The following is a 24,329-nucleotide window of genomic DNA, read 5'->3' on the forward strand; positions in this document are numbered from 1 at the left end:
TAGGGGATCGGCGGATTTCGTGCTGCGATGCGACATGCGTCAAAAAACCACCTTGTTTTACGACGATTTTCAATTTTGAGACAGCAAGTTATTGATAGGTATCAAGTTTTCCTGAATGTGCCGCGGCGTGCGTTTTGACGCACCGCCGTGAAACTGCGGCAATCGACCGCGCTGCAGCACCCGGCGGATGCACCGACACGCTGGGGCAAGCAGGCCCAGGTGTTTCCCCTCAACCGGCTTGACTTCAATAATTCCTGAGCATAAAGTTTTATTCATGCATGGGAATTAAGCGCCGCTGCCTTCAGCGGTCATTCAGGAGACAAGCTTTGTTCAATCTCACGCCGGGTTCGCTCGCGGGACTTCGCGTTATCGATCTGTCACGCGTGCTGGGCGGTCCGTACTGCACGCAGATCCTCGCCGACCACGGCGCCGAGGTGATCAAGGTCGAGCCGCCCGACGGCGACGAAACGCGCACCTGGGGGCCGCCGTTCGACGGCGACACGGCATCGTATTTCATCGGTGTGAATCGCAACAAGCTGGGCGTGGCGCTCGATCTGCGCCAGCCCGCCGAGCGCGACAAGCTGCTGCAATTACTCGAAACCGCCGACGTGCTGGTCGAGAACTTCAAGATCGGCACGCTGGAGCGCTGGGGGCTCGGCTACGACACGTTGCGCGCGCGCTTTCCGCGGCTCGTGCATTGCCGCGTGTCCGGCTTCGGCGCCGATGGGCCGCTCGGCGCGCTGCCGGGTTACGACGCGGCGGTCCAGGCGTTGACCGGTCTGATGAGCGTGAACGGCGAGGCGGGCGGCGCGCCGTTGCGCGTCGGCGTGCCGATCGTCGATCTCGTCACCGGCCTGAATGCGGCGCTCGGCATCCTGATGGCGCTGCGCGAGCGCGAGACGAGCGGGCAGGGCCAGTTCGTCGAGTCGACGCTGTTCGACAGCGCGTTGTCGATCCTGCATCCGCATACGCCGAACTGGTTCTACTCGGGCCAGGAGCCGCAGCGCACCGGCAATGCGCATCCGAACATCACGCCGTACGACATGTTCCATACGGGCAGCGTCGATATCTTTCTGGCGGTGGGCAATAACTCGCAATTCGCGGGACTGTGCGCGGTGATCGATGCGCAGGTGCTGGTCGACGATCCGCGTTTTGCCAGCAACCGCGAGCGCAGTGCGCACCGGCGCGAATTGCGCGCGGAGTTGGAGCAGCGCTTCGCGTCGTGGCAAGGCGAGTTGCTCGCCGATACGCTGATCCGGCGCGGCGTGCCGTGCGCGCCGGTGCTCGGGCTCGGCGCGGCGCTGGAGCATCCGCACACCGCGCATCGGGCGATGCGGGTGGAGCTCGGCTCGTACCGTGGCATCGCGTCGCCGATCAAGCTGAGCCGCACGCCGGCCACCTATCGCAGCACGCCGCCCGGATTGAACGAACACGCTGAGCAGGTGTTCGGCAAGCCGCCCGCCGACGATTGAGGTTGCCACTTCATTCGCGTTTCATCCCGCTTCACCCACGCTTCATCTGAAGCCATTTCCGTCGAAACCATAAAGAGCGGCCGCGTGCCGCCAAGGAGACAGCATGTGCACGAATCGCGCAGGACGGCGCTCGCCGTCGGCTTTTAACGCTTCTTCGACTGCGAGCGCGTTCCGTGCGCGAGGAGCCGCGTCATGCTCGCGCTGATCGGCACCGTCGCGATCGTCGCGCTGTTCGGCCTGATCATCACGAAGCGCCTGTCGCCGCTCGTCGCGTTGATCGTCGTGCCGATCGTGGCGGCGCTCGCGGCCGGCTTTGGCCTCTCGACCGCCAAGTACATCGTGCACGGTGTGCAGAACATCGGGCCGGTGGCCGGCATGTTCGTGTTCGCGATTCTGTTCTTCGGGATCCTGACCGACGCCGGCATGCTCGATCCGATCATCAACGGTGTGTTGCGGGTGGTCGGCTGTCACCCCACGCGAATCGTGATGGGCTCCGCATTGCTCGCGCTGCTGATTCATCTCGACGGTTCCGGTGCGGTGACGTTTCTCGTCACGCTGCCCGCGATGCTGCCGCTTTACACACGCCTCGGCATCGATAAACGGATTCTGGCGTGCGTCGCGTCGATGGCGGCGGGCGTGAATTTTCTGCCGTGGGTGGGGCCGATGCTGCGCGCGTCCGCCGCCTTGCATATCCCCGGCACGGTGATTTTTTATCCGATGCTGCCGGTGCAGATCGTCGGACTGGTGTTCGTCTTCGGTAGCGCGTACTGGCTCGGCAAACGCGAGGAAAAGCGTCTCGGGCTCGACCGCGCGAGCGCCGCGGCCGTGGCGGTGACGCCGCGCGAACTGAGCGCGGAAGAGCAGGTGTTGCGCCGCCCGGGCCGCTTCTGGATCAACCTCGCGCTGACGCTGTTCGTGCTGGTCACGCTGGTGTCGGGCATTGTCGATCCGATGGTGATGTTCATGCTCGGCACGGTCGCCGCGCTGATCATCAATTATCCGGACGTCAAGCAGCAGCGCGAGCGTATCGACGCGCACGCCAAAGCCGCGCTGATGATGGCCAGCGTGCTGCTGGCGGCGGGCGCGTTCACCGGCATCATGTCCGGCACCGGCATGCTCACCGCGATGGCGCAGGTGCTCGTGCAGCACGTGCCGGTCGAACACGCGCGTCATATGCCGTTCGTGCTCGGGCTCGTGTCGATGCCGCTCAGTCTGCTGTTCGATCCCGACTCGTTCTATTTCGGCATCCTGCCGGTGCTCGCGGAGAGCGGCAAGCTGCTCGGCGTGCCGCCCGTGCAGATGGCGCAGGCGGCGTTGCTCGGGCAGATGACCACCGGTTTCCCGGTCAGTCCGCTGACGCCGGCCACGTTTCTGATCGTCGGCCTGACTGGTGTCGAACTCGCCGAGCATCAGAAATTCACGATTCCCTTTCTCTTCGCCGCCACCGTCATCATGGTGTTCACCGCGGTGCTGGTCGGCGTGTTTCCGCTCTGAGCCGGTTGCTTATAGGGCTTTACCAAGGACGTTGATATGAATTTCGATCTCACCGAAGACCAGCTATCGATCCAGGCCGCGATCGAAAAGCTCTGCGAAAAATACGATGACGAGTACTGGCTCTCGCGCGATCGCGACGGCGGCTTCCCGCACGACTTTCATCGCACGCTGGCCGACGCGGGCTGGCTCGGCATCGCGATGTCGCCGGACTACGGCGGCTCGGGCCTCGGCATGACCGAGGCGGCGCTGATGATGCGCACCATCAGCGGCTCGGGCGCGGGCTTGTCGGGGGCGTCGGCGGTGCATATGAACATCTTCGGCCTGAACCCGGTGCAGGTGTTCGGCAACGACGCGCAGAAGCGGCGCTTCCTGCCGCCGCTGATCGACGGTCGCGACAAGGCCTGTTTCGCGGTCACCGAACCGGACGCCGGTCTCGACACCACGCATCTGAAAACCCAGGCCGTGCGCGATGGCGACCACTACGTGCTGACCGGCCGCAAGATCTGGATCTCGACCGCGCAGGTGGCGAGCAAGATGCTGATCATCGCGCGCACCACGCCGTTCGAGCAGTGCGCCAAACCGACCGACGGCCTCACGCTGTTCTATACGGATCTGGATCGCGAGCGCGTGGAAGTGCGCGAGATCGAGAAGATGGGCCGCAAGGCGGTCGATTCGAACATGCTGTTCATCGACAATCTGCGGGTGCCGGTGGAAGACCGCATCGGCGACGAAGGCGCGGGCTTTCGCTATCTGCTGCACGGTCTGAACCCGGAGCGGATTCTGATCGCCGCCGAAGCGATCGGCCTCGGTCAGGCGGCGTTGAAGCGCGCCACGCAATACGCGAAGGAGCGGGTGGTATTCGGCCGGCCGATCGGCCAGAACCAGGGGATCCAGCATCCGCTCGCACAGGCATGGATGCAACTCGAAGCCGCCAATCTGATGGTGTTCAAAGCGGCCGCGTTGTACGACGCCGGTCAGCCGTGCGGCGCCGAAGCCAACGCCGCCAAATACCTCGCCGCCGAAGCTGCGTTCCAGTCGTGTCAGACGGCAATCGCCACGCTCGGCGGGATGGGCTACGCGAAGGAATATCACGTCGAACGCTATCTGCGGGAGTGTATGATTCCGAGGCTCGCGCCCGTGAGTCCGCAGATGATTCTGTGTTTCATCGCGGAGAAAGTACTGGGCCTGCCGAAGTCGTATTGAAGTCTCTCCGAACCGCCATGGATGTCAAACTCGTTGCCCGCACGCTGGACCTGTTCGAACTGTTTGCCGCCGAGCAACGGCCGCTGCCGCTCACCGAGCTGGCGCGTTTGCTGAACGTGCCGATGTCGAGCTGCCTCGCGCTGGCGCGCACGCTGGTGAGCCGCGGCTATCTCTACGAAGTCAGAAAGCGCGGCGGCTACTATCCGACCCGGCGTTTGCAGATGCTTGCAAGCGCAATCAATGCGGTCGATCCGATTGTCGAGATGGTGCATCCGCGGCTGGTTCAATTGCGCGACGCAAGCGGCGAGACCGCGGTGCTCGGCAAGATTCAAGGCGCGGCGGTGGTGTACCTCGACGTGGTGGAATCCACCAAGGCGATCCGCTATACGCGCGCGCCCGGCGAGTTGCGGCCCTTGCATGCGAACTCGATCGGCAAGGCGATTTTTGGCGAACTGAATGCAGCGGCGCAGCAGGCGCTCGGCACGCAGTTGTCGTTCGACCACTTCACCGCCGCGACGGTCGTCGATCTGCCCGCGCTCGTTGCGCAGGCCGCGGCGGCCAAAGCGCAAGGCTGGTGCGCCAATCTCGGCGAGAGTGCGCCGGAATTGTCGGCGGTGGCCGTGGCGGTGACGATAGGCGGCGACCTGTACGGGCTGTCGGTCGTGGGTCCGACCGAGCGTATCCAGAAAGATCAGAACGCCCACGCCACGGAATTGATGCGCGTGAAACAGGCGATCGAAGCGCAGGAGTCGGAGCAGCAGGAACCCCAGGCGTAGCCCGACTCGTCTTCAACCGACAATCACGCCACCGGAATCGACTTTCTGGCAGGCCGCGCGGTAGTCAGCGCGCGCATTTACCTCTACCATGCAGACAGCCAAACGGCAGCGTTCCTCAGCTGAACGCGCGCTCCGGAATTCATGAGCGTTACGCCGTGGCGATTCATCCATCGATTCCCGTTATTCGCTTCGAATAGTCATGCCGAGGCGCCCGTGAGATTCATCGGCGCTTCGCGAATCCGTCATAGAGCTGTAGGGCGTGGGGCATACGTTGCCAGTAAGAGCATCGCGCCCGCGCGTCACGCGAACGGTTTGAACGAGCACGCTTCATCCCCCTGCCGGTAACGGCAGACTTCACCAAAAGGAGTCAGCAGATGAGCACGATCAAGACGAAAGACGGTACGGACATTTTCTACAAGGATTGGGGCAAGGGCCGCCCGGTCGTGTTCTCGCACGGCTGGCCGTTGACGGCTGACGCGTGGGACGCGCAGATGCTGTTTCTCGGTAGCAAGGGTTTCCGCGTGATCGCGCACGACCGCCGCGGTCATGGCCGTTCGGCCCAGCCGTGGGACGGCAACGACATGGATACCTACGCCGACGACCTCGCGGCGCTGATCGAGCATCTCGACCTGCAGGACGCGACGCTCGTCGGCCATTCGACCGGCGGTGGTGAAGTGGCGCATTACATCGGCCGGCATGGCACGCAGCGGGTCGCGAAGGCCGTGCTGATCGGCGCGGTGCCGCCGCTGATGCTGAAGACGGAGGGCAACCCCATCGGCCTGCCGATCGACGTGTTCGACGGTATCCGCAAAGGCGTGGTGGACGACCGCTCGCAGTTTTTCAAGGATCTGGCGGTGCCGTTCCACGGCTATAACCGTCCGAACGCGAAGGTCTCGCAAGGCGTGATCGATTCGTTCTGGCGGCAAGGCATGGCCGGTTCGATCAAAGGCCTGTACGACTGCATCAAGCAGTTCTCCGAAGTCGATTACACGGAAGACCTGAAGAAGATCGACGTGCCGACGCTGGTGCTGCATGGCGACGACGACCAGATCGTGCCGATCGACGCGGCGGGGCGGCAAACGGCGAAGATCGTGAAGAACGCCACGCTGAAGGTGTATCCGGGCGGGCAACACGGTATGTGTGTCGTCGAGGCCGATAAGGTAAATGCCGATTTGCTGGAGTTTATCGGCTAGTAAGTACGGTGAAGCGGGCGCGGCGTTGGGGCCGCGCCCGCGGTAGTTCGCACGCTCAGCCGCTCAGGCCGTCGGCCAGCCAATCCGTGCCGCGCGCCGCAGCGAAGAGCGCACCACCAACCGGTGAAACGGCGCGATCGCGAGAATATAAAAACGCCCGAGCCCGTTGTGGCAATGCACGACGGTCGAGAGGATCAGATAGCGCGACTGATCGCCGTCCGAGTCGCGGGTTTGCTGCAGCACGGACACCCGGAAATCCAGATGGCTGTCGTTCTCGCCGAGAATGATCTCGCGCGCGCTGCGCGTGTAGATTCTGAAAAATTCGACGCGTTCGCGCGAACCCGGCGAGGTTTCGGTGCGTAACTGTCGGGTCGTCTTGAGCCCGAAGCGGCCGACGATCGCATCGCGCACGCTCATCAACTTACCCACCCAGCCCGCCTGATGCTCGAACAGAAAGCGCGCGAGCAATTCGGGATCGTCGATGGCGTCGTCCGGCAGACGGACCGCGTACGCATCGGCGAGGTCCGGCGCGTGGTACAGACCGCTGACGGCGGATTCCGCCGGTACGGCGACGGGGAGCACAGAGCTAAGGGCATTGGTCATGGTGACGTGCTGCGCTGAAAAGTAGTCGGGCGCGGAGGGCGCGTTTGCTCCAGCAGTTGCGGTGTATTGCGCGTTGCGCAACGCAGCGCGGTCTTGCTTGAGCGCACTCAGTCTACTCGCGGTTGAGTACCGCCGGCTTGAACCTGAACGACATGAGGTGGGCGGGTGGTGGACTTTTCTCCGAAAAAATCACCGCTCTAGTTATATGACGTCACATAAATAGAGTGAAGCTATGTCTTTGTTTATCAAGTGGAAATCCCTGATTCCCAACTTAGAATAAGGGTAAGTGCCTGGTTGAAATCCGGTCTCCCTTCGTTGATAGTACGTTATCGTACAACTAAGGCGAATTGTCGCAGGCGAAACAGCCGCGCTTCTCCCGCAGGTTGTCATCCAGTCAGATCGCGCGCGCGGCGCAGTAAAGGAACCTTATGAAGAAGATTGCCCTGAGTGGCGCCGGTGGTCAGCTAGGCGCCGTGGTGCGCGCGGCGTTGGTCGCACGCGGTACGCCGTTGCGTTCTGCCGCGGGCTCGAAGCCGCTCACACCGCTGGTGGATGGCGAAGACGTGATGCACGGCGATCTGCGCGACCCGGCGATCGTCGATCGTCTGCTGGACGGCGTGGATGTGCTGATTCATTTCGCGGGGACCAGCGTGGAGCGTCCGCTGCCCGAAATCATCGACAACAATCTGCGCGCGCTGGTCGAAGTCTACGAAGGCGCGCGCCGGCAAGGCGTGCGGCGCATCGTGTTCGCCAGTTCGAATCACGCGATCGGCATGTACCCGGTCACCGAGCATCTGGAGCTCGACTGCGCGTTGCGTCCGGACGGTTTCTACGGCCTGAGTAAGGTGTGGGGCGAAGCGCTGGCGCGCATGTACTGGGACAAGCATGGTATCGAAAGCATTTGCGTGCGGATCGGCAGTTGCCTCGAGCGACCGACCGAGCCGCGCCATCTGAGCACCTGGTTCGGTCATCGCGATCTGCTGCATTTTCTCGACCGTTGTGTCGAAGCGGAAGACGTCGGCTTCCTGACGATCTGGGGCGTGTCCGCCAACACGCGTAGCTGGTGGGACAACAGCGGCGCCGAGCGTCTGGGCTATCAGCCGACGCAGGACGCCGAAGCCTTCGCCGAAGAGATTCTCGCGCGCCCGAATCCGCTCGATGCGTTGGGTCAGCGTTTCCAGGGCGGCAGCTTCGTCGGCATCGACTATTCGCGCACGGACGAGGGCGCCGGTCCCGACCGTTCAGGCTCGGCCGCGTCGGCAGCCCGGCCCGTTTGACCGGTCAGAGATTCGAGGAGACGTAGTCATGAAAATCAAGGGCATCCGCTGGTGGATGGTCAGCCTGGTCGCGGCCGGACTCATCATCAATTACCTCGCGCGCAATACGCTGTCGGTGGCGGCGCCGACGTTGATGAAGGACCTCAACATCACCACTGCGCAGTACGCGAACGTGGTCGTCGCGTGGCAGCTCTGTTACGCGTTCATGCAGCCGGTCGCGGGCTTCGTGCTCGATACCGTCGGTACCAAGCTCGGCTTCGCGGTGTTCGCGCTGGCGTGGTCGCTGGCATGCGCGGCGGCGGCGTGGTCGACCGGCTGGCGCAGCCTCGCGTTCTTCCGCGGCGTGCTCGGTCTTGCCGAGGCGGCCGGTATTCCAGCCGGCGTCAAGGCAACCAGCGAATGGTTTCCGGCCAAGGAGCGGTCAGTCGCGATCGGCTGGTTCAACATCGGCTCGTCGATCGGTGCGCTGCTGGCGCCGCCGCTGGTGGTGTGGGCCTTGCTGCACGGCGAGTGGCAACTGGCGTTCGTGATTGTCGGCGTGGCGGGGATCGTCTGGAGCGTGCTGTGGATGGTGCTTTACAAGCATCCGCGCCAGCAGAAGCTGCTGGGCGATGCGGAACGCGACTACATTCTGAGCGGCCAGGAAGCGAAGCATAGCGACGACCTCGGCGCCGTGAAGCGCAGCCGCTTCGCGATGCTCGGCAGCCGCGACTTCTGGGCGATCGGCATTCCGCGCATTCTGTCGGAGCCGGCATGGCAGACCTTCAACGCATGGATTCCGCTGTACATGATGACCGAGCGTCACATGAACCTGAAGGAAGTCGCGCTGTATGCGTGGATGCCGTTCCTTGCCGCGGATATCGGCTGCGTGCTCGGCGGTTACCTCAGCCCGCTGTTTCACAAGTACGCGAAGGTCTCGCTGTTCACGTCGCGCAAGCTGGTGTTCGTGGTCGGCGCGCTGTGCATGATCGGACCGGCGTGCGTGGGTCTGGTGGCGAGTCCTTACGCGGCGGTGGCGCTGCTGTGCGTTGGTGGCTTCGCGCATCAGACCTTGTCGGGTGCGCTGTACGCGATCACGTCGGATATGTTCGGCAAGAACGAAGTCGCTACCGCAACCGGCATGGGCGGCATGGCGGGCTACCTGGGCGCCGCGGCGTTCACGGCGCTGTTCGGTGTGCTGGTTACCCGGATCGGTTATAGCCCGTTGTTCGTCGTGCTGGCGGTGTTCGATATCGTGGCCGCCGGTGTGGTTTGCCTGCTAGCCAAGAGCCCGGAAAAGGCGCCGCCCGAGCCGCATTGGGCGGCAGCGGGAGCGGTGGTGAAGTGATGGACCGGTGGAAGTAAAAATGGGACGCCCGAAAGCGTCCCATTTTTTTTGCCGCAGTGGTGGGTTGAACCGGTTGAGCGAGAGGCGGGGTGCGAGGTGTGCTGAAGCCAACACGTTGCGCCCGCATCGAACCAACACATGGTCCGCGGCAGCCTGCACGCCGCGGACCTCGCAATCGTCAGCCTGTTAGCCTGTCAGCGCGCCGTTATACGTCACACCGGCGATCACCACATTGCTCAGCGTGATGGATTTCACGTTGTCCACGAAGAGCGGTCCCGGCACGGTGGCCGATACCGGTCCCGTGCAGATCGGCGTGCCGAGGTTGCAGTTCGAGATGGTCACGCCGGTGATCGGCGGTACGCTGGGGATGGGCAACGGACCGTTGTAGTCCGCGGCGACCGGACCCTGCGCGACGATGGCCTGAAAACACGAACCCGACGTCGCCGGGAAGCCCGACGTCAACGCGTAGCTCACCGCACCCGACGTATTGGTCGCGTTCACGTTCGAGATGTTGACGTTGTTGATCGTCGCCGGGTTCCAGCGCACCGCATCGCCCGAGGGGCTGTAATCGCAGTCGAACGTGATCAGGCCGCCCTGGCCCGTCGACGGGTTGGCCGCGAGACCGACCGTACCGGTGCCGGCGACCGAGCCCGGATACGCCGAGCCGAGCGCGCCGCCGCCGTATTTGCCGGTCAGATTCACGCCGTTGGGCAGCGTGACGCCGTTGATCCACACGTTGTTGATAAACCCGCCACGGTTCATGTTGGTCTTGAAGCGAAGCGCGATGTTCAGCGGATTGCTCGCCCAGTTCGCGTTCTGCATGGTCAGATTGCGGGCGTAGACGTTCTGCACGCCCGCGCTCATTTCGCTGCCGATCGTGAGGCCGCCGTGGCCGCTTTGCATCGTGCAATTCTGGACCACGATGTTCTGCATCGGGCCGTACTGCGTGTCGAGACACTTGCCGGACTTGATCGCGATGCAGTCGTCGCCGGTATTGAACTGGACGTTCTGCACCAGCACGTAGTTGCAGGCGTCCGGATCGAAGCCGTCGTTGTTCGGGCCGATGCTGTCCGCGAACACGCCGTCGATCAGCACGTTCGTGCAATCGGTCGGATGATGCTGCCAGAACGGCGTGTTTTGCGTGTGATAGTTCTGCAGCAACACGTTCGTGCAACCGATGAACTCGACCATGCACGGCCGCAGAAAATGGCCGAGGCCGAAGACGCGATTCAGCACCGGCACGCCGAGTTCCGACAGCGCCGGCAAATAGTTCTGATCCTGATTCCAGCCCGACGCGGTGAGCAGCGTCATCAGCGTCGTCGTGGTGCCATCCTGATTCGTGAACGAGACGTTGGTCTGCGGATTCGTGATCTGCGCGGCGGGCAGACTCGTCAGCGCGGTGTTGCCCGGGTAGGTGGCGCCGTTGGCCGAGTAGGCGGTGGTGCCCGTGTTCGCGTCGGCTTGCGAAACCGGTGCGCCGCCCGAAGCCGGTTTCACGTAACCGTACTCGCCGCTCGTGCCTTTGAAGGTCCACCAGCACGACGTCGGCGCCTTGGTGCTCAGCTGCATCGGCGTCATGGACTGACCGTTGAGGACGCAGGTGTTGTCGTCGGCGGTCAGCGCGATGTTGGTCTGCTGGTACGCATAGATCGGCGCGCCGAAGTTCAGGCAGTCGTTGGCCTGCCAGCGCGACCAGAACAGATTGCCGTTCGCCGTCGTGTAGGGACCGCTCTTCGCGTAGTCGACCGGGTTGGGGCTGAAATAGATCGTGCAGCCCGAGCTCAGATGGAAATTCACGTTGCTCAGCAGCACGATCGGGCCGCCGCAATACCAGTTGCCGGCCGGCACCACGACGCGGCCGCCGCCCGCCGCATGCGCAGCCTGAATCGCGGCATTGAACGCGGCGTACGAGTCGTAAACCGTGTCCGTCATGTCGTACGGCACCATGATCGTCGAGCCCGGGCTTTGCGGCGATGCCGCGGCCTGCGAGCCGGTCACCCAGGGAATCGTGCCGCCCGGCCATGCGCTGGCCTGAATCAACGCGGACGCTTGCAGCGTGCGTGCGCCGTAGCTCGTCACCTGGAAATCGACCGCTGGAAACATCGACGGTGTGATGCTGGCCAGCTTGTTGATGATCACGGTTGCCTGGCCGGTCGGCCCCCAGATCGGGTCCGCCGCCGCGACCGGTGCGCTCGGCGCCGGTGTCGAGGAACCTAACGAACCGCTGCCGCCGCCGCATCCGGGCAGGGTAGCGAACAGGCCCGCGCCCGCGGAGGTTCCTGCGAACACGAGGAATGACCGTCGTTTGGGGGAGTTAAGTTTGTCCTGTTCGCGGATTTTCGATGTCGCCGGATCGCCGCTGTTTTTATCGTGGATGGTCACGGATGTCTCCTTGCCCTATGCGGGCATCTGCTAGTCATGTTTGAGGGGATGAGGATCGTTGCTTCGGCGGAAGCGCTTGTCTGGTTATCAGTGATCCTGACTACTTTTTGTAAGAAAACTTGAGCGATGAAATGTCGCGCACGCACCGATCCATCCTGTCTATTGGCATAGAGCAGGGGGAGCGGTGCTGCGGGTGAGGACTTGCGGCTTAAGCGACCGGCTGGCCGATTTCGTGATTGGCCAGAATTTCCAGCGCGCGCACCATCGCGGAGTGGTCCCACGCCTTGCCGCCGTGCGCCACGCAGGCGTTGAACAACGCCTGGCACGTGGCGGTGTTCGGCAGCGACACGCCGAGCGCCTGCGCGGTCGAGAGCGCGAGGTTCAGATCCTTCTGGTGCAGTTCGATGCGGAAGCCTGGGTCGAAGCTGCGTTTGGTCATCCGTTCGCCGTGTACTTCGAGAATGCGCGACGACGCGAAGCCGCCCATCAGCGCTTCGCGCACGCGCGCCGGATCGACGCCGGCTTTCGAGGCGAGCAGCAGCGCTTCGCCGACCGCTTCGATAGTCGCGGCAACGATCACCTGATTCGCCACCTTGCACACCTGGCCGGCGCCGACCGCGCCGATCAGCGTGACGTTCTTGCCCATCATGTCGAACAGCGGCTTGACGCTGTCGAAGCTCGCGCTTTCGCCGCCCACCATGATGGTCAGCGAGCCGGCCTTGGCGCCGACTTCGCCGCCCGACACGGGCGCGTCCAGATAGTCCGCGCCGCGCTCGCGCACGCGGGCCGCGAACTCGCGGGTGGCCATCGGCGAAATCGAGCTCATGTCGACCACGGTTTGTCCCGCGCGCAATGCGTCGGCGAGACCTTGTTCGCCGAACAGCACGCGTTCGACGTCCGGCGTATCGGGCACCATGATGAAAATCACGTCGGCCTGCGCGGCGACCGCGGCCGGGCTGTCACACGCGACGGCGCCGGCCTGGGTGAGATCGTCGGGCACGCCGCTGCGCGTGAAGGCGGCGAGCGGGACGCCGTTCTTGAGAAGGTTGGCGGCCATGGGCTTGCCCATGATGCCGAGTCCGATAAAGCCTGCTTTTTGCATGGAGTGCTCCCAAGAGGTCGTGGCGGCCGTGGTTATGCCTGGCCTGCCTGTTTCTGCATGAAGTGGTGTTGAACCGTCTGCGCGGCGTTTTTCAGCAGCCCGATGTCCGCGCAGACCGCGATCACGCGGCAGCCCATCGCGAGATACCGTTCGGCGTCGGCCTGGGCCGGCGCGAGGATGCCGCTGGCTTTGCCCACGGCCTGCGCGCGTTCGAACACGTGCGCGATCGCCTGTTGCACGTCCGGATGGTTCGGGTTGCCGAGCTGGCCGTACGCGGCCGCGAGGTCGGACGGGCCGACGAACACGGCGTCGACGCCGTCGACCGCGAGAATATCGTCGATCGCGTCGACGGCTTTGCGGCTTTCGATCTGCACGACCACGCAGACGTTGTCGTTGGCGATCTGGAAGTAGTCGGCCACGGTCGCGTAGCGATTGCCGCGCTGGCTCACCGACACGCCGCGAATGCCTTGCGGCGGATAACGCGTCGCTGCCACGGCGCGGGCCGCGTCGTCGGCGCTGTCGACGAACGGCACCAGGAAATTCGTGAAGCCGCTGTCGAGCAGTCGTTTGATAAACACGCTGTCGTTAGCCGGCGGCCGCACGACCGGTGCGCTCGCGCTGTCCTTGAGCGCCATCAACTGGGGGATCAGCGTCAGGACGTCGTTGGGCGCGTGTTCGGCGTCCAGCAGCATCCAGTCGAAACCGATGATGCCGAGCAATTCCGTGACGACCGGACTCGCCAGCGACGCCCAGCAGCCGATCAAGGTGTCGCCTGCGCGAACGGCGTGGCGGAAACTGTTAGGTAAGGCCTGGTAGGGCGCGACGGCGGGCATGGGATATCTCCTCAAACGGCGATGAATCGGGCAAGCTCCGGCCGACGACCCGTCCAGTGAGCAGAACTCGAGCGATGCCGCTTGAGTTATAGGTCGTCGTATGTCTAAAAGCAGATTAGCATTGGGCCTCTATGTTGTAACGGCCACGTATACCCGAACTCGCCGTAGGAATGGTAGTTTGGGTTGCATGTAACCCTCTCCATGTTGTAGGATAACTTATATCTACGGCAGTCTTTTTAAGGAAGCGAAATGTCCATTACCGGCGAAATGCTGATCGGTCGCCAAGCCGTGCGCGGCGAGGAAAAATCCCTGCATGCGTTCAATCCTGCCACGGGTGCCGACATCGCGGAGCCGGTTTTCGGCGGCGCTTCGGTGGCCGATGTCGGACGAGCTTGCGAGCTCGCGCAACAGGCGTTCGAGCCGTACCGGCACTTGCCGCTGACGGTGCGCGCCGAGTTTCTCGAACGCATTGCCGACGGCATCACGGCGCTGGGCGACGCGCTGATCGAGCGCGCGCAGCAGGAGTCGGGGCTGCCGAAGGCGCGCCTCGAAGGCGAGCGCGGCCGCACGACGGGTCAGCTCAAGCTGTTCGCGCAAGTGGTGCGCGCCGGGCAGTGGCTTGACGCAACGCTTGATTCACCGTTGCCGGAGCGCAAGCCGCTGCCGCGCTCCGATCTGCGGATGCAAAAGATTGCGCTCGGCCCGGTCGCGGTGTTCGGCGCCAGCAATTTCCCGTTGGCGTTTTCGGTGGCGGGTGGCGATACCGCGGCGGCGCTCGCGGCGGGTTGCCCGGTGGTGGTGAAGGCGCATCCGGCGCATCTGGGCACTTCGGAGATGGTCGGCCGGGTGATCCAGCGCGTCGCGCAGGACATGGACTTGCCCGAGGGCGTGTTCTCGCTGGTCGTCGGCGCGGGTAATGCGATCGGCGAAGCGTTGGTTGCGCATCCGGCGATCAAGGCGGTGGGCTTCACCGGTTCGCGCGCGGGCGGTGTGGCGCTGATGCGTATCGCGGCGGCGCGCGCCGAGCCGATTCCGGTCTACGCCGAAATGAGCAGCATCAACCCGGTGTTTCTGCTGTCGAACGCGCTGGCTGAGCGCGGCGAGAGCATCGCGCGCGGTTTCGTCGATTCGCTGGTGCTCGGCGCCGGGCAGTTCTGTACCAACCCGGGTCTGGCGATTGCCGTCGACGGCGACGCGCTCAAGAGCTTCGTCGCCGCGGCGTCCAGCGCATTGAGCGGCAAGCCGGCGCAGACCATGCTCACGTCCGGCATTCACGCGGCTTATGAAGCCGGCGAGGGCAAGCTGGCGGGAACCCAAGGCGTGGAGGCCGTCGCGCATGGCGTCGACGCGACCGGCCCGACGCAGGCGTGCGCCGCGTTGTTCGTAACCGACGCACAGACGTTCCTCGCCACCCCGGCGCTGGAAGACGAAGTGTTCGGCCCCACCTCGACGATCGTACGTTGCAAGGACGAGCAGGAAATGCTGGCGGTGGCCGAACATGTCGAAGGACAACTGACGGCCACGTTGCAGATGGATCGCGCGGATCTCGCGGCGGCGCACAAGCTGGTGCCGATTCTGGAGCGCAAGGCAGGGCGGATTCTGGTCAACGGTTTCCCGACCGGCGTCGAAGTCTCGCATGCCATGGTGCATGGCGGCCCGTTCCCGGCGACCTCGGATAGTCGCGCGACGTCGGTAGGCACGACCTCGATCGAGCGATTCCTGCGGCCGGTGTGCTACCAGGATTTCCCGGCGGAATTGCTGCCGGAGGCGTTGGCCGACGCGAATCCGCTGGATTTGTGGCGTCGCCGCGATGGGGAGATTACGCGGAGTTGAGTGGCGGGCGCCGGTGTTTTTGCCGCGATCTCCGCGGCAAGATCGCCGACGCTAGCGCGGACGCCCCTTGTCGATCCACGCCTGCGTTTTCGTCATCGGCATGCGATAGCGGGCGCAGTTGTACGCCTCGAGATGCGCCAGCTCGGTGTTCAACATGGCGTTGAACACCGCCACATCGACCGGGGGAATCCCTGCCGCTTCGATCGCCTGAGCGAGCGTGGAACCGAAGAAAACGATCTGCCGGATCGCCTCGCCTAGGTGTTCGCGATAACGGGCCCGCAACGGGTCCGGTCCACCCATCGACTCGACAATGACCTGATATTTGTCGATCGAGCGGCGGTAGGTCCAGTCGAACAACTCGACCGCGAGCGACACATCGAGCCGTTCGTAGACGCCAAGCATCGCTAGCGCGTAGTCGGTTTGTTCCACGTCCAGAAACGACAGCGGCGCGCAGTTCGACAGCATCAGCGGCATGTTGGCGCTCAGACGACTGGTGCGCTTGTTGCCGTCCACGAAGGGCTGCAGATACGCCAGGTTCACCCACAGGAAGAACGCGGCTTCGACCGGATTGTGAACGCGCGTTGCTTTGTCGACGATTTGCCGCAGCATCTCTTCCAGCAGGTTGGGAACCTGAGAGGGCAGATACACCGAGCCGTGAATGTTGACGATCTTGCTGCGGATCGCGCCAAGATCCGCCGGGTCCTGCAACAGATCGCGCATCAGCAGACTCTGCAGATTGCGCACGACGGGCACGGTCATGCCCTCGGTGGGGACCGCATCCACCATGAATTCAATCGCTTCCTTGTGGTTCAGCAGCATGGTCGCGTCGCGGTCATCGCTCTCGGAGCGGCCCCGCTCGAACAGTTCGCGGGTGTCCAGCCGGCTTTTGCGATTCCCCTCCAACCGTGACGAGGACCAGGACAAGTCGATGAGCAACTGCTCCAGCACCTTGCGGGCATAGGTGCCGGCGGGTTGCTGATCCTTCGATTTGCCCTTTTCCTGAAGCTGCGCTGCCAACGACGCAGGGAGCAGGCTGCTCACGTTCGGCTGATAGCCGTCGACGAAAACGCGTTGATAGGAAACGGGCTTACGGGTGCCGAGGGGAGCGGACAGCGCGGCGACGAGTTCCGTGGACTGATAGCACCAGGCGGGTGAGTCTCGTGCCTCCTGCTGATCTTGCGCGATCGTGGGAGTGGCTGACGGGAGGGGCGAAATCCGGTAGGTAACCGCCCGGCCGGCCCCGTTCCGTTCGAGTACGCCCGTTGCGACGAGCCGTGCCAAGGCACGGTTCACGGTGGGCCTCGGGCGGTTCACATGCGTCTGGATGGCGCCGGCGGAAACGCCCGCCGCGCCCGCTTCAAGTTCTCGCGCAATGTAGTCGACGATAAGGTTCAAGGAGGGCTGGGCGGGCATGACGACGTGTAGGTGATAAGCTTATCAAAATCATATCACTTGAGTGATAAGAAAAGTTGATCTTGATAAGATGTGCAAAATTTTATCACTGAAGTGATGAGATTAAGTTTTAGTGATAAGTTTGCGGGCAACCTTATCAACGTCTTGATGTGATTTGAGAGGCTTTGCTCGCGGGCAGTCTTACGCGATCAAGCGACACCCACACCGCCCGCCAAAACAAAAAGCCCGTGATTTCGACAACGAAATCACAGGCTTTTTTATCACCACCAGAGCCGCCAGAGCCAACGCCTCAGCTATTCGCCTCAGCCGTTTCATTCGCCCGCCGCAGCCGCTCGCGGCTATTCGATAGATGCATGCGCATTGCCGCGCGCGCGCCTTCCGCGTCGTGCCGGGTGATGGCCTCGAGAATGCTCTCGTGTTCGAGATTGACCAGCGACAGATACGCGTCCGGTTCCGCGCGAGCAATGCCCGCCGAGTCGAGCCGGTTGCGCGGAATCAGCGCGCTGCCCATCTGCGTCAGGATATCGACGAAGTAGCGGTTGCCGGTGGCGCGCGCCACCGAGATATGGAACTGCAAGTCGGCGTCGACGCTATCCAGCCCGTTGTGACGCGTGGCCTCGATCGCGTCGAGCGCGGTGCGCATGCGCGCGAGGTCGTCCGGTTTGGCGCGTTGCGCGGCCAGCCCGGCACATTCCGTCTCCAGGCTGATACGCAGCTCCAGAATCGACAACACGTCGCGCAACGTGGTGGCGGGCACCATGTCGATGCCCAGTTTTTCGCGCTGCGGCTCCAGCACGAAGCTGCCGATACCATGACGCGTTTCGATGACCTTGCCCGCCTGCAGGCGGGAAATCGCTTCGCGAATCACGGTGCGGCTCACGCTCAGCGTGACCATCAACTGCGATTCGGTCGGCAGTTTGTCGCCGGGCTTCAAGGCGTTGGACCCGATCTGCTCGGTGACGTAGCTGACGACGAACTCGGCCAGATTGCGAGCGCGTCGCGGCGGTGCCGCGGATGCCAGTGGTGTAGCCATCGAAAACGCCCCTTAAATCAGATAGTTGCAGACACTTGTACGTCTCATTATACCGTCGTCTGACGACTGATTATATAAACACCAGATCATTTTCCGCGACGCCGCCGTCGCCGTCGTCGGGACGTACTCTTTCAAGCCTGGCGGGGCGGCGGCGCGTATGACGCCGCCGCCATGGAAGTACGATAACCGCTCGCCGGGTTAGCCCCGGCTCAACTCGACTCGCCGGATATCTTTCACGATCACCAGATAGCTGAACACGGTCAGCAGCGCGTTCACGCCGACGAACACCAGCGCGCCGTTGAACGAACCGGTCGTCGCCACGAGGTAGCCGATCACGATCGGCGTGACGATGCCGGCCACGTTGCCGAACATATTGAAGATCGCGCCCGACAGCCCAAGCGCTTCCTTCGGCGACGTATCCGCGACGACCGCCCAGCCGAGCGCGCCAATGCCTTTGCCGAAGAACGCGAGCGACATCAGCGCGACGACGATCCAGTCGGTCGACACATAGTTACAGCCGATGATGCACACCGACAGCAGCATGCCGCCCACGATCGGCACCTTGCGCGCGACGGTCAGCGAATGGCCGCGGCGGATCATCCCGTCCGACAGAATGCCGCCGAGCACGCCGCCGGAGAAACCGCAGATCGCCGGCAACGACGCGACCAGACCCGCATGCAGAATCGTCATGCCGCGCGCCTGCACGAGGTAGATCGGAAACCACGTCAGGAAGAAGTAGGTCAGCACGTTGATGCAGTACTGCGCGAGATACACGCCGAGCAGCATGCGGTTGCCGAGCAGTTGACGCACCAGGAACCAGCCGCCGGCCTGGGCGAGATCGTTGGGCTGGGTTTTTTGGTGGCCATTCACCACGCCGCCGCCTTGTTCGATGTAGTCGAGTTCGGCGCGCGACACGCGTGGATGATCCGCCGGGTTCTTCATCACCTTCAGCCACGTGAGGGCGAGCAGCAGCCCGGTCGCGCCCATCACGAGATACACCATGTGCCAGCCGAACGCGTGGGTGAGCCACGCCATCAGCGGCGTGAACACGACCGCCGCGAAGTACTGCGCCGAATTGAAAATAGCCGACGCCGTGCCGCGTTCCGTAGTGGGGAACCAGCTCGCCACCACTTTGGCATTGGCCGGAAACGCCGGCGATTCCGCCACGCCCATCGCGAAGCGCAGCACGAACAGCGCGGTAATGGCGGCGGCCGCGCTGCCCAGCAAGCCGATCGTGCCTTGCAGCAGCGTGAAGAGCGACCAGAAGAAAATGCTCGCCGCGTAGACACGCCGTGCGCCGAAGCGATCCAGCAGCCAGCCGGCCGGCAGTTGCGACAGCACATAGGCCCAACTGAACGCGGAGAAGATGTAGCCCATCTTGATCGCGTCGAGACCGAACTCGCCGCGCATCGCCGAGCCGGTGATCGACAGCGTCGCGCGGTCCGCGTAGTTGAAGGTCGTGATCAGAAAGATCAGCAGCAGGATCGTGTAGCGGACCTTCGTGCGTTTCGCGGCGTGGGCGGAACTCGCCATCCGGCTCATTTCCATCGTCATCTCCTGAATCGTTATGCGGGCGGCGCGCTGCCGCGCTACGAAAAACGCCCGGCGACGTTACCGTCCCGGGCGCTTCTGGCAATCGACAATCAAGCGCGCAATTACTGCGGGCCGAGCGTCTTGATCAGCGCGTCGAGCTTCGCCATTTCTTCTTCGTTCAGATCGGTCAACGGCGCGCGCACCGGGCCGGCGCTGTGGCCGACGAGCTTCGCGCCCGCCTTCACGATGCTGACCGCGTAGCCCGCGCGACGGTTGCGGATCGCCAGATACGGCAGGAAGAATTCGTCGATCAGCTTGCCGACGGTGGCGTGATCGTCCGCGGCGATCGCACGGTAGAAGTCCATCGCGGTCTTCGGAATGAAGTTGAACACCGCCGACGAATACACCGGCACGCCCAGCGCCTTATACGCCGCCGCATAGACTTCGGCGGTCGGCAGGCCGCCGAGGTACGAGAAACGGTCGCCGAGACGACGGCGGATCGTCACCATGTTTTCGATCTCGCCCACGCCGTCCTTGAAGCCGATCAGGTTGGGGCAGCGCTCCGCCAGCCCTTCGAGCATGTCGGCGTTAAGCTTGGAATTGGCGCGGTTGTAAATGATCACGCCCATGTTCGGCACGGACTTGCAGACCTCTTCGGCGTGCGCGGCGATACCTTCCTGGCAGGCTTCGGTCAGGTAATGCGGCATCAGCAGAATGCCGTTCGCGCCGTGGCGCTCGGCCTCTTTCGCGTAGGCGATCGCGACGCGGGTCGGGCCGCCCGCGCCGGCGAGGATTGGCACCTTGCCTTTGCAGACTTCGGCGGCGGTGCGCACCACGTTCGAGTAATCGTCGTGCGTGAGCGAGAAGAATTCACCCGTGCCGCCGGCCACGAACAGCGCCGATGCGCCGTACGGCGCGAGCCATTCGAGGCGCTCGGCATAGGTGTCGGCGCGGAAATCGCCTTGTTCGTCGAAGTCGGTGACGGGGAAGGAGAGAAGGCCTTCCGAAACGATCTGCTTGAGTTCCTGCGGTGTCGTCATGATGAGTATCCAGGGCGGCGGTATGGGGTTGTTTGTCGAAATGGAGATTTCTTATACGTCATCGTACAACAACAAATCGTCTAACTCAACGGGGTTTTCGCGGCATAATGCACGCCATAGGGTAAATACGGAACATCCACGCAATCTTTCATGTTGTAGGATGACGTATGAATAGCTGGCGCAGTGCGCGTGCAGCGCCATGAGGATCGATGCAATGGAACAATCTCCGCTCTACATTCGCGTTCACCCCAATGACAATGTCGCGATCGTCGTCAACGACGGCGGTCTGGGCGAGGGCGCCGTTTTCCCCGACGGCATCGCGCTGCGCGAACGCGTGCCGCAAGGCCACAAAGTCGCGCTGGCCGATCTGGCCGAAGGCGACGAGGTGATCCGCTATAACGTGGTGATCGGCTACGCACTCAAGGCGTTGCCCAGGGGTAGCTGGATCAACGAGCACGTGATCCGCATGCCGAGCCCGCCCGGACTCGAAGACCTGCCGATCGCCACCATCAAGGCGCCGGAGATGCCGCCGCTCGAAGGCTTCACGTTCGAGGGCTATCGCAATGCCGACGGTTCGGTCGGCTCGCGCAACATTCTGGCGATCACGACCACCGTGCAATGCGTGGCCGACGTGGTGCAGCATGCGGTCACGCGCATCAAGGCCGAATTGCTGCCGCGCTATCCGAATGTCGACGACGTGGTGAGCCTCGGCCACACCTACGGCTGCGGCGTCGCGATCGACGCGCCCGACGCGATGGTGCCGATCCGCACCGTGCGCAACATCAGCCTGAATCCGAACTTCGGCGGCGAGGTGATGATGGTCAGCCTCGGTTGCGAGAAGTTGCAGCCCGAGCGTCTGATGCCGCCCGGCACGATTCCGATCGCGGCGGCCGCTAACGTCGCGGAAATCGCCGACATCGGCGACGTCGAGGCCGATCTGAACGGCGACGTTGTCGTGCTGCAGGACGACGCGCACGTTGGCTTCCAGTCGATGATCGACTCGATCATGAGAATGGCCGAGGGCCATTTGAAGCGCCTGAACAATCGCCGTCGCGAGACGTGCCCCGCGGCCGATCTGGTGATCGGCGTGCAGTGCGGCGGCAGCGACGCGTTCTCCGGGCTGACCGCGAATCCCGCCGTGGGCTTCGCGACCGACCTGCTGGTGCGAGCCGGCGCGACGGTGATGTTCTCCGAAGTCACCGAGGTGCGCGACGGCGTCGATCAACTGACGGCGCGCGCGGCCAATCCCGAGGTGGCCGCGGCGATCATCCGCGAAATGCAGTGGTACGACGATTATCTGAAGCGCGGCGGCGCGGACCGCAGCGCCAACACCACGCCCGGCAACAAGAAGGGCGGGCTGTCGAACATCGTCGAAAAGGCGATGGGTTCGATCATCAAATCAGGCAATTCGGCGATTTCCGGCGTGTTGTCGCCGGGCGAAAAGGTCCGCCAGAAAGGGCTGATTTACGCGGCCACGCCGGCTAGCGATTTCATCTGCGGCACGCTTCAGGTGGCAGCCGGTATCAATCTGCACGTGTTCACCACGGGCCGCGGCACGCCGTACAGCCTCGCCGAAGTGCCCGTGATCAAGGTCGCGACGCGCTCGGATCTCGCGCGCCGCTGGCACGATCTGATGGACATCAACGCCGGCACGATCGCGACCGGCGCGGCGAGTATCGAAGACGTGGGCTGGGAACTGTTCCGCCTGATGCTCGACGTCGCCAGCGGACGCAAGCAGACCTGCGCGGAAAAACTCAAGCTCCACAATGCGTTGACGCTGTTCAATCCGGCGCCGGTGACCTGAGCGGCCGGGCGTGGCCTGGCTGGCTTCAGCGCAATCACACTCATATCAAGACATGACCGACTCGAATCCTGCTCACTCCGCAGTACAGAAACCCTTCCGCCGTCTGCTGTTGACCGGTGCCGCCGGCAATCTCGGCCAGCAGTTGCGCGGCGCGCTCGCCGCGTGGGCCGATGTCGTGCGCGTCACCGACATCGCGCCGCTCGGCGAGGTGGCGGCGCACGAAGAAGCGTCGATCGTCGATCTCGCCGACGAAGCCGCGGTGCTCGCGCTGCTGGAAGGCGTCGACGCGGTGATTCATCTCGGCGGCATTTCCGTCGAGGCGCCGTTCGAAGATCTGCTCGAAGCGAATATTCGCGGCCTCTACAACCTGTATTCGGCGGCGCAGAAGCAGGGCGTGAAGCGCATCGTCTACGCAAGCTCGAATCACGCGGTGGGTTTTCATCCGGTGACCGAAGTGGTGGATATCGACGCGCCGCTGCGCCCCGATACCCTGTACGGCGTGACGAAGTGCTTCGGCGAATCGCTGTCGCGCTATTACTTCGATCGCTTCGGGCTCGAGACCGTGTGCCTGCGGATCGGTTCGTCGTTCGAGCAGCCGAAGAATCCGCGCATGCTCGTCACGTTTCTCAGCTATCGCGACTTTATCGAGCTGGTGCGCTGCTCGCTGTTCACTAATCGCGTGGGACATGCGATCGTCTACGGCGTGTCGGATAACCGCACCAAGTGGGTCGACAACACGAAGGCGGCGTTCCTCGGTTTTCGTCCGCAGGACAGCTCGGTCGAATTCGAGCATCTGTTTCCGGTCAGCGCGCCGACCGCCGATCTCGACGATCCGACCCAGCGTTTTCAGGGCGGCGCGTTCATACTCGCCGGTCCGATGGAGCCGAAGCGATGAGCGCCTCGGCGGCCAATCCCAACGTTGAGCGTGTCGAGGCAGCGGGCGAGGCGCCCGCGATGGTCGGCGAAAGTCCGGTGTGGCGCGCAGCGGAGCAGGCACTTTACTGGGTCGATATCCCCGCGCAAAAGATCGTGCGCCTGGCGGTAGAGGCGGGCCACCGCTCCGAATGGCGTTTGCCTGAGAAAGTCGCCTGTATCGCGTTCGATCGCCACGGCACCGTGCTGGCCGGTTGCGAGACGGGGCTGTTCGCGGTCACGCTGAGCGAAACCGCAACGGCCGACGGTCAATCGCTTCAGGTCGAAGCACGCCGGCTCGCCGCGCCTTCCTTTGCCTGCGACGACATGCGCTTCAACGACGGCCGTTGCGATCGCCAGGGGCGCTTCTGGTCCGGCACGATGGTGCAGGACATGTCGCTGGCGAATCCGGCCGGCGCGCTGTATCGCTTCGACGAGCGCGGCGTGTTGTCCGCGCCGGTGATCGATGCGCTGATCACGCAAAACGGTCTGGCGTGGTCGCCGGATGGCGCGACCATGTACCTGTCGGACTCGCATCCGCTGCGCCGCCAGATATGGGCATTCGATTACGACGTCGACGCCGGCGAGCCGCGCAACCGGCGCGTGTTCGCCGATCTGAATCACTACGTGGGCCGTCCCGACGGCGCAGCGGTCGACGCCGACGGCTGCTACTGGATTTGCGCCAACGACGCGGGCCGGCTGTTGCGCTTCACGCCGCAAGGCAAGCTGGATCGCGAGATCGTCGTGCCGGCCGTCAAGCCGGCCATGTGCGCGTTCGGCGGACGCGATCTCGATACGCTGTTCGTGACCTCGATCCGGCCCGCAGCGGGCGCGAGCGAGCACGACGGCCACCTGTTCGCCGTGCGTCCCGGCGTCACGGGGTTGCTGGAACCTGAATACGCGGGCGTCCTGTAAGCGACACCGTCAGCGTGACGCGCCGGCCGTGCATTCATGGCCGGCGCACTTCTCTGCACACACTTCAATTCATCACTCGTCGTATGACTGTGTGGCATAACGGCCACATTCACGCCATCTTCGCCACGCATTTTCCTACCCAGAAACAGAGCGTCACGAGACGCCTTTCCCGCCTTGTCATCTC

Annotated in this window: 19 protein-coding genes; 11 read left to right on the plus strand and 8 right to left on the minus strand. The window is 63.7% G+C overall.

Annotated features, from left to right (window positions below; genetic code table 11):
- The first annotated feature begins 326 nt into the window (after window positions 1-326).
- The 5 genes from GGD40_RS34375 to GGD40_RS34395 all read left to right on the plus strand — a co-directional run bounded on the left by GGD40_RS34375 (window position 327) and on the right by GGD40_RS34395 (window position 6,138).
- The gene (locus GGD40_RS34375; protein WP_257030665.1) at window positions 327-1,472 is read left to right on the plus strand and encodes a CaiB/BaiF CoA transferase family protein; all 1,146 of its coding nucleotides are present in this window, start codon (window positions 327-329) and stop codon (window positions 1,470-1,472) included.
- Window positions 1,473-1,664: 192 nt separating this feature from the next.
- Complete coding sequence (locus GGD40_RS34380; protein ID WP_176060678.1) at window positions 1,665-2,966, plus strand: CitMHS family transporter; 1,302 nt, start codon at window positions 1,665-1,667, stop codon at window positions 2,964-2,966.
- Between the two features lie 36 nt (window positions 2,967-3,002).
- Window positions 3,003-4,169, plus strand: coding sequence for an acyl-CoA dehydrogenase family protein (locus GGD40_RS34385; RefSeq protein WP_179709103.1), 1,167 nt, complete (start codon window positions 3,003-3,005; stop codon window positions 4,167-4,169).
- Between the two features lie 17 nt (window positions 4,170-4,186).
- Window positions 4,187-4,945, plus strand: coding sequence for an IclR family transcriptional regulator (locus GGD40_RS34390; RefSeq protein ID WP_179746718.1), 759 nt, complete (start codon window positions 4,187-4,189; stop codon window positions 4,943-4,945).
- 374 nt (window positions 4,946-5,319) lie between these two features.
- The gene (locus tag GGD40_RS34395) at window positions 5,320-6,138 is read left to right on the plus strand and encodes an alpha/beta fold hydrolase (RefSeq protein WP_179709101.1); all 819 of its coding nucleotides are present in this window, start codon (window positions 5,320-5,322) and stop codon (window positions 6,136-6,138) included.
- 63 nt (window positions 6,139-6,201) lie between these two features.
- On the opposite strand, the gene GGD40_RS34400 is transcribed toward GGD40_RS34395, so the two are convergent.
- Window positions 6,202-6,741, minus strand: coding sequence for a DUF2867 domain-containing protein (locus GGD40_RS34400; RefSeq protein ID WP_179709099.1), 540 nt, complete (start codon window positions 6,739-6,741; stop codon window positions 6,202-6,204).
- A 428-nt stretch (window positions 6,742-7,169) separates the two neighbouring features.
- On the opposite strand from GGD40_RS34400, the gene GGD40_RS34405 reads away from it, so the two are divergent.
- Entirely contained in the window at window positions 7,170-8,018 is an 849-nt protein-coding gene (locus tag GGD40_RS34405; RefSeq protein WP_179746719.1) for an NAD-dependent epimerase/dehydratase family protein, read from the plus strand.
- A 28-nt stretch (window positions 8,019-8,046) separates the two neighbouring features.
- Window positions 8,047-9,345, plus strand: coding sequence for an MFS transporter (locus tag GGD40_RS34410; protein WP_179746720.1), 1,299 nt, complete (start codon window positions 8,047-8,049; stop codon window positions 9,343-9,345).
- Between the two features lie 186 nt (window positions 9,346-9,531).
- On the opposite strand, the gene GGD40_RS34415 is transcribed toward GGD40_RS34410, so the two are convergent.
- From GGD40_RS34415 to garL, 3 genes are all read right to left on the minus strand, one after another.
- Complete coding sequence (locus GGD40_RS34415) at window positions 9,532-11,727, minus strand: glycoside hydrolase family 28 protein (protein WP_373565400.1); 2,196 nt, start codon at window positions 11,725-11,727, stop codon at window positions 9,532-9,534.
- 208 nt (window positions 11,728-11,935) lie between these two features.
- Window positions 11,936-12,865 (minus strand): 2-hydroxy-3-oxopropionate reductase, encoded by a 930-nt coding sequence (locus tag GGD40_RS34420; protein WP_373565429.1) that lies wholly within the window; start codon window positions 12,863-12,865, stop codon window positions 11,936-11,938.
- The gene (gene garL, locus GGD40_RS34425) at window positions 12,862-13,662 is read right to left on the minus strand and encodes a 2-dehydro-3-deoxyglucarate aldolase (RefSeq protein ID WP_179746722.1); all 801 of its coding nucleotides are present in this window, start codon (window positions 13,660-13,662) and stop codon (window positions 12,862-12,864) included. Before garL ends, GGD40_RS34420 begins: the two co-directional genes overlap by 4 nt.
- 249 nt (window positions 13,663-13,911) lie before the next feature.
- Between garL and GGD40_RS34430 the strand changes: the two genes are divergently transcribed.
- Window positions 13,912-15,495, plus strand: a complete 1,584-nt coding sequence (locus GGD40_RS34430; RefSeq protein WP_179709089.1) for an aldehyde dehydrogenase (NADP(+)) — start codon at window positions 13,912-13,914, stop codon at window positions 15,493-15,495.
- A gap of 51 nt (window positions 15,496-15,546) precedes the next feature.
- Here GGD40_RS34430 and GGD40_RS34435 read toward each other — a convergent pair whose 3' ends face one another.
- The 4 genes from GGD40_RS34435 to kdgD all read right to left on the minus strand — a co-directional run bounded on the left by GGD40_RS34435 (window position 15,547) and on the right by kdgD (window position 20,514).
- Complete coding sequence (locus GGD40_RS34435) at window positions 15,547-16,788, minus strand: Fic family protein (protein WP_373565401.1); 1,242 nt, start codon at window positions 16,786-16,788, stop codon at window positions 15,547-15,549.
- A 409-nt stretch (window positions 16,789-17,197) separates the two neighbouring features.
- The gene (locus GGD40_RS34440) at window positions 17,198-17,941 is read right to left on the minus strand and encodes a FadR/GntR family transcriptional regulator (RefSeq protein WP_176060689.1); all 744 of its coding nucleotides are present in this window, start codon (window positions 17,939-17,941) and stop codon (window positions 17,198-17,200) included.
- A gap of 198 nt (window positions 17,942-18,139) precedes the next feature.
- Window positions 18,140-19,489 (minus strand): MFS transporter, encoded by a 1,350-nt coding sequence (locus tag GGD40_RS34445; protein ID WP_306456611.1) that lies wholly within the window; start codon window positions 19,487-19,489, stop codon window positions 18,140-18,142.
- Window positions 19,490-19,596: 107 nt separating this feature from the next.
- Window positions 19,597-20,514 (minus strand): 5-dehydro-4-deoxyglucarate dehydratase, encoded by a 918-nt coding sequence (kdgD, locus tag GGD40_RS34450; protein WP_134965340.1) that lies wholly within the window; start codon window positions 20,512-20,514, stop codon window positions 19,597-19,599.
- Between the two features lie 214 nt (window positions 20,515-20,728).
- On the opposite strand from kdgD, the gene garD reads away from it, so the two are divergent.
- The 3 genes from garD to GGD40_RS34465 are packed head-to-tail and all read left to right on the plus strand — an operon-like array spanning window position 20,729 to window position 24,145.
- Window positions 20,729-22,318 (plus strand): galactarate dehydratase, encoded by a 1,590-nt coding sequence (garD, locus tag GGD40_RS34455; protein ID WP_179746724.1) that lies wholly within the window; start codon window positions 20,729-20,731, stop codon window positions 22,316-22,318.
- Between the two features lie 52 nt (window positions 22,319-22,370).
- Window positions 22,371-23,213, plus strand: coding sequence for an NAD-dependent epimerase/dehydratase family protein (locus GGD40_RS34460; protein ID WP_179746725.1), 843 nt, complete (start codon window positions 22,371-22,373; stop codon window positions 23,211-23,213).
- Entirely contained in the window at window positions 23,210-24,145 is a 936-nt protein-coding gene (locus GGD40_RS34465; RefSeq protein ID WP_179746726.1) for an SMP-30/gluconolactonase/LRE family protein, read from the plus strand. Before GGD40_RS34460 ends, GGD40_RS34465 begins: the two co-directional genes overlap by 4 nt.
- The last annotated feature ends 184 nt before the right edge of the window (window positions 24,146-24,329 follow it).

This window comes from Paraburkholderia bryophila (assembly GCF_013409255.1).
In the GTDB taxonomy this organism is placed as follows: Bacteria; Pseudomonadota; Gammaproteobacteria; order Burkholderiales; family Burkholderiaceae; genus Paraburkholderia.

Bases quoted from the DNA above. Each gene is read 5' to 3' on its own strand.
- GGD40_RS34380 (WP_176060678.1), top strand. From the start codon at position 1,665: ATGCTCGCGCTGATCGGCACCGTCGCGATCGTCGCGCTGTTCGGCCTG.
- GGD40_RS34385 (WP_179709103.1), top strand. From the start codon at position 3,003: ATGAATTTCGATCTCACCGAAGACCAGCTATCGATCCAGGCCGCGATC.
- GGD40_RS34390 (WP_179746718.1), top strand. From the start codon at position 4,187: ATGGATGTCAAACTCGTTGCCCGCACGCTGGACCTGTTCGAACTGTTT.
- GGD40_RS34395 (WP_179709101.1), top strand. From the start codon at position 5,320: ATGAGCACGATCAAGACGAAAGACGGTACGGACATTTTCTACAAGGAT.
- GGD40_RS34400 (WP_179709099.1), bottom strand. From the start codon at position 6,741: ATGACCAATGCCCTTAGCTCTGTGCTCCCCGTCGCCGTACCGGCGGAA.
- GGD40_RS34405 (WP_179746719.1), top strand. From the start codon at position 7,170: ATGAAGAAGATTGCCCTGAGTGGCGCCGGTGGTCAGCTAGGCGCCGTG.
- GGD40_RS34410 (WP_179746720.1), top strand. From the start codon at position 8,047: ATGAAAATCAAGGGCATCCGCTGGTGGATGGTCAGCCTGGTCGCGGCC.
- garL (WP_179746722.1), bottom strand. From the start codon at position 13,662: ATGCCCGCCGTCGCGCCCTACCAGGCCTTACCTAACAGTTTCCGCCAC.
- GGD40_RS34430 (WP_179709089.1), top strand. From the start codon at position 13,912: ATGTCCATTACCGGCGAAATGCTGATCGGTCGCCAAGCCGTGCGCGGC.
- GGD40_RS34440 (WP_176060689.1), bottom strand. From the start codon at position 17,941: ATGGCTACACCACTGGCATCCGCGGCACCGCCGCGACGCGCTCGCAAT.
- GGD40_RS34445 (WP_306456611.1), bottom strand. From the start codon at position 19,489: ATGGAAATGAGCCGGATGGCGAGTTCCGCCCACGCCGCGAAACGCACG.
- kdgD (WP_134965340.1), bottom strand. From the start codon at position 20,514: ATGACGACACCGCAGGAACTCAAGCAGATCGTTTCGGAAGGCCTTCTC.
- garD (WP_179746724.1), top strand. From the start codon at position 20,729: ATGGAACAATCTCCGCTCTACATTCGCGTTCACCCCAATGACAATGTC.
- GGD40_RS34460 (WP_179746725.1), top strand. From the start codon at position 22,371: ATGACCGACTCGAATCCTGCTCACTCCGCAGTACAGAAACCCTTCCGC.
- GGD40_RS34465 (WP_179746726.1), top strand. From the start codon at position 23,210: ATGAGCGCCTCGGCGGCCAATCCCAACGTTGAGCGTGTCGAGGCAGCG.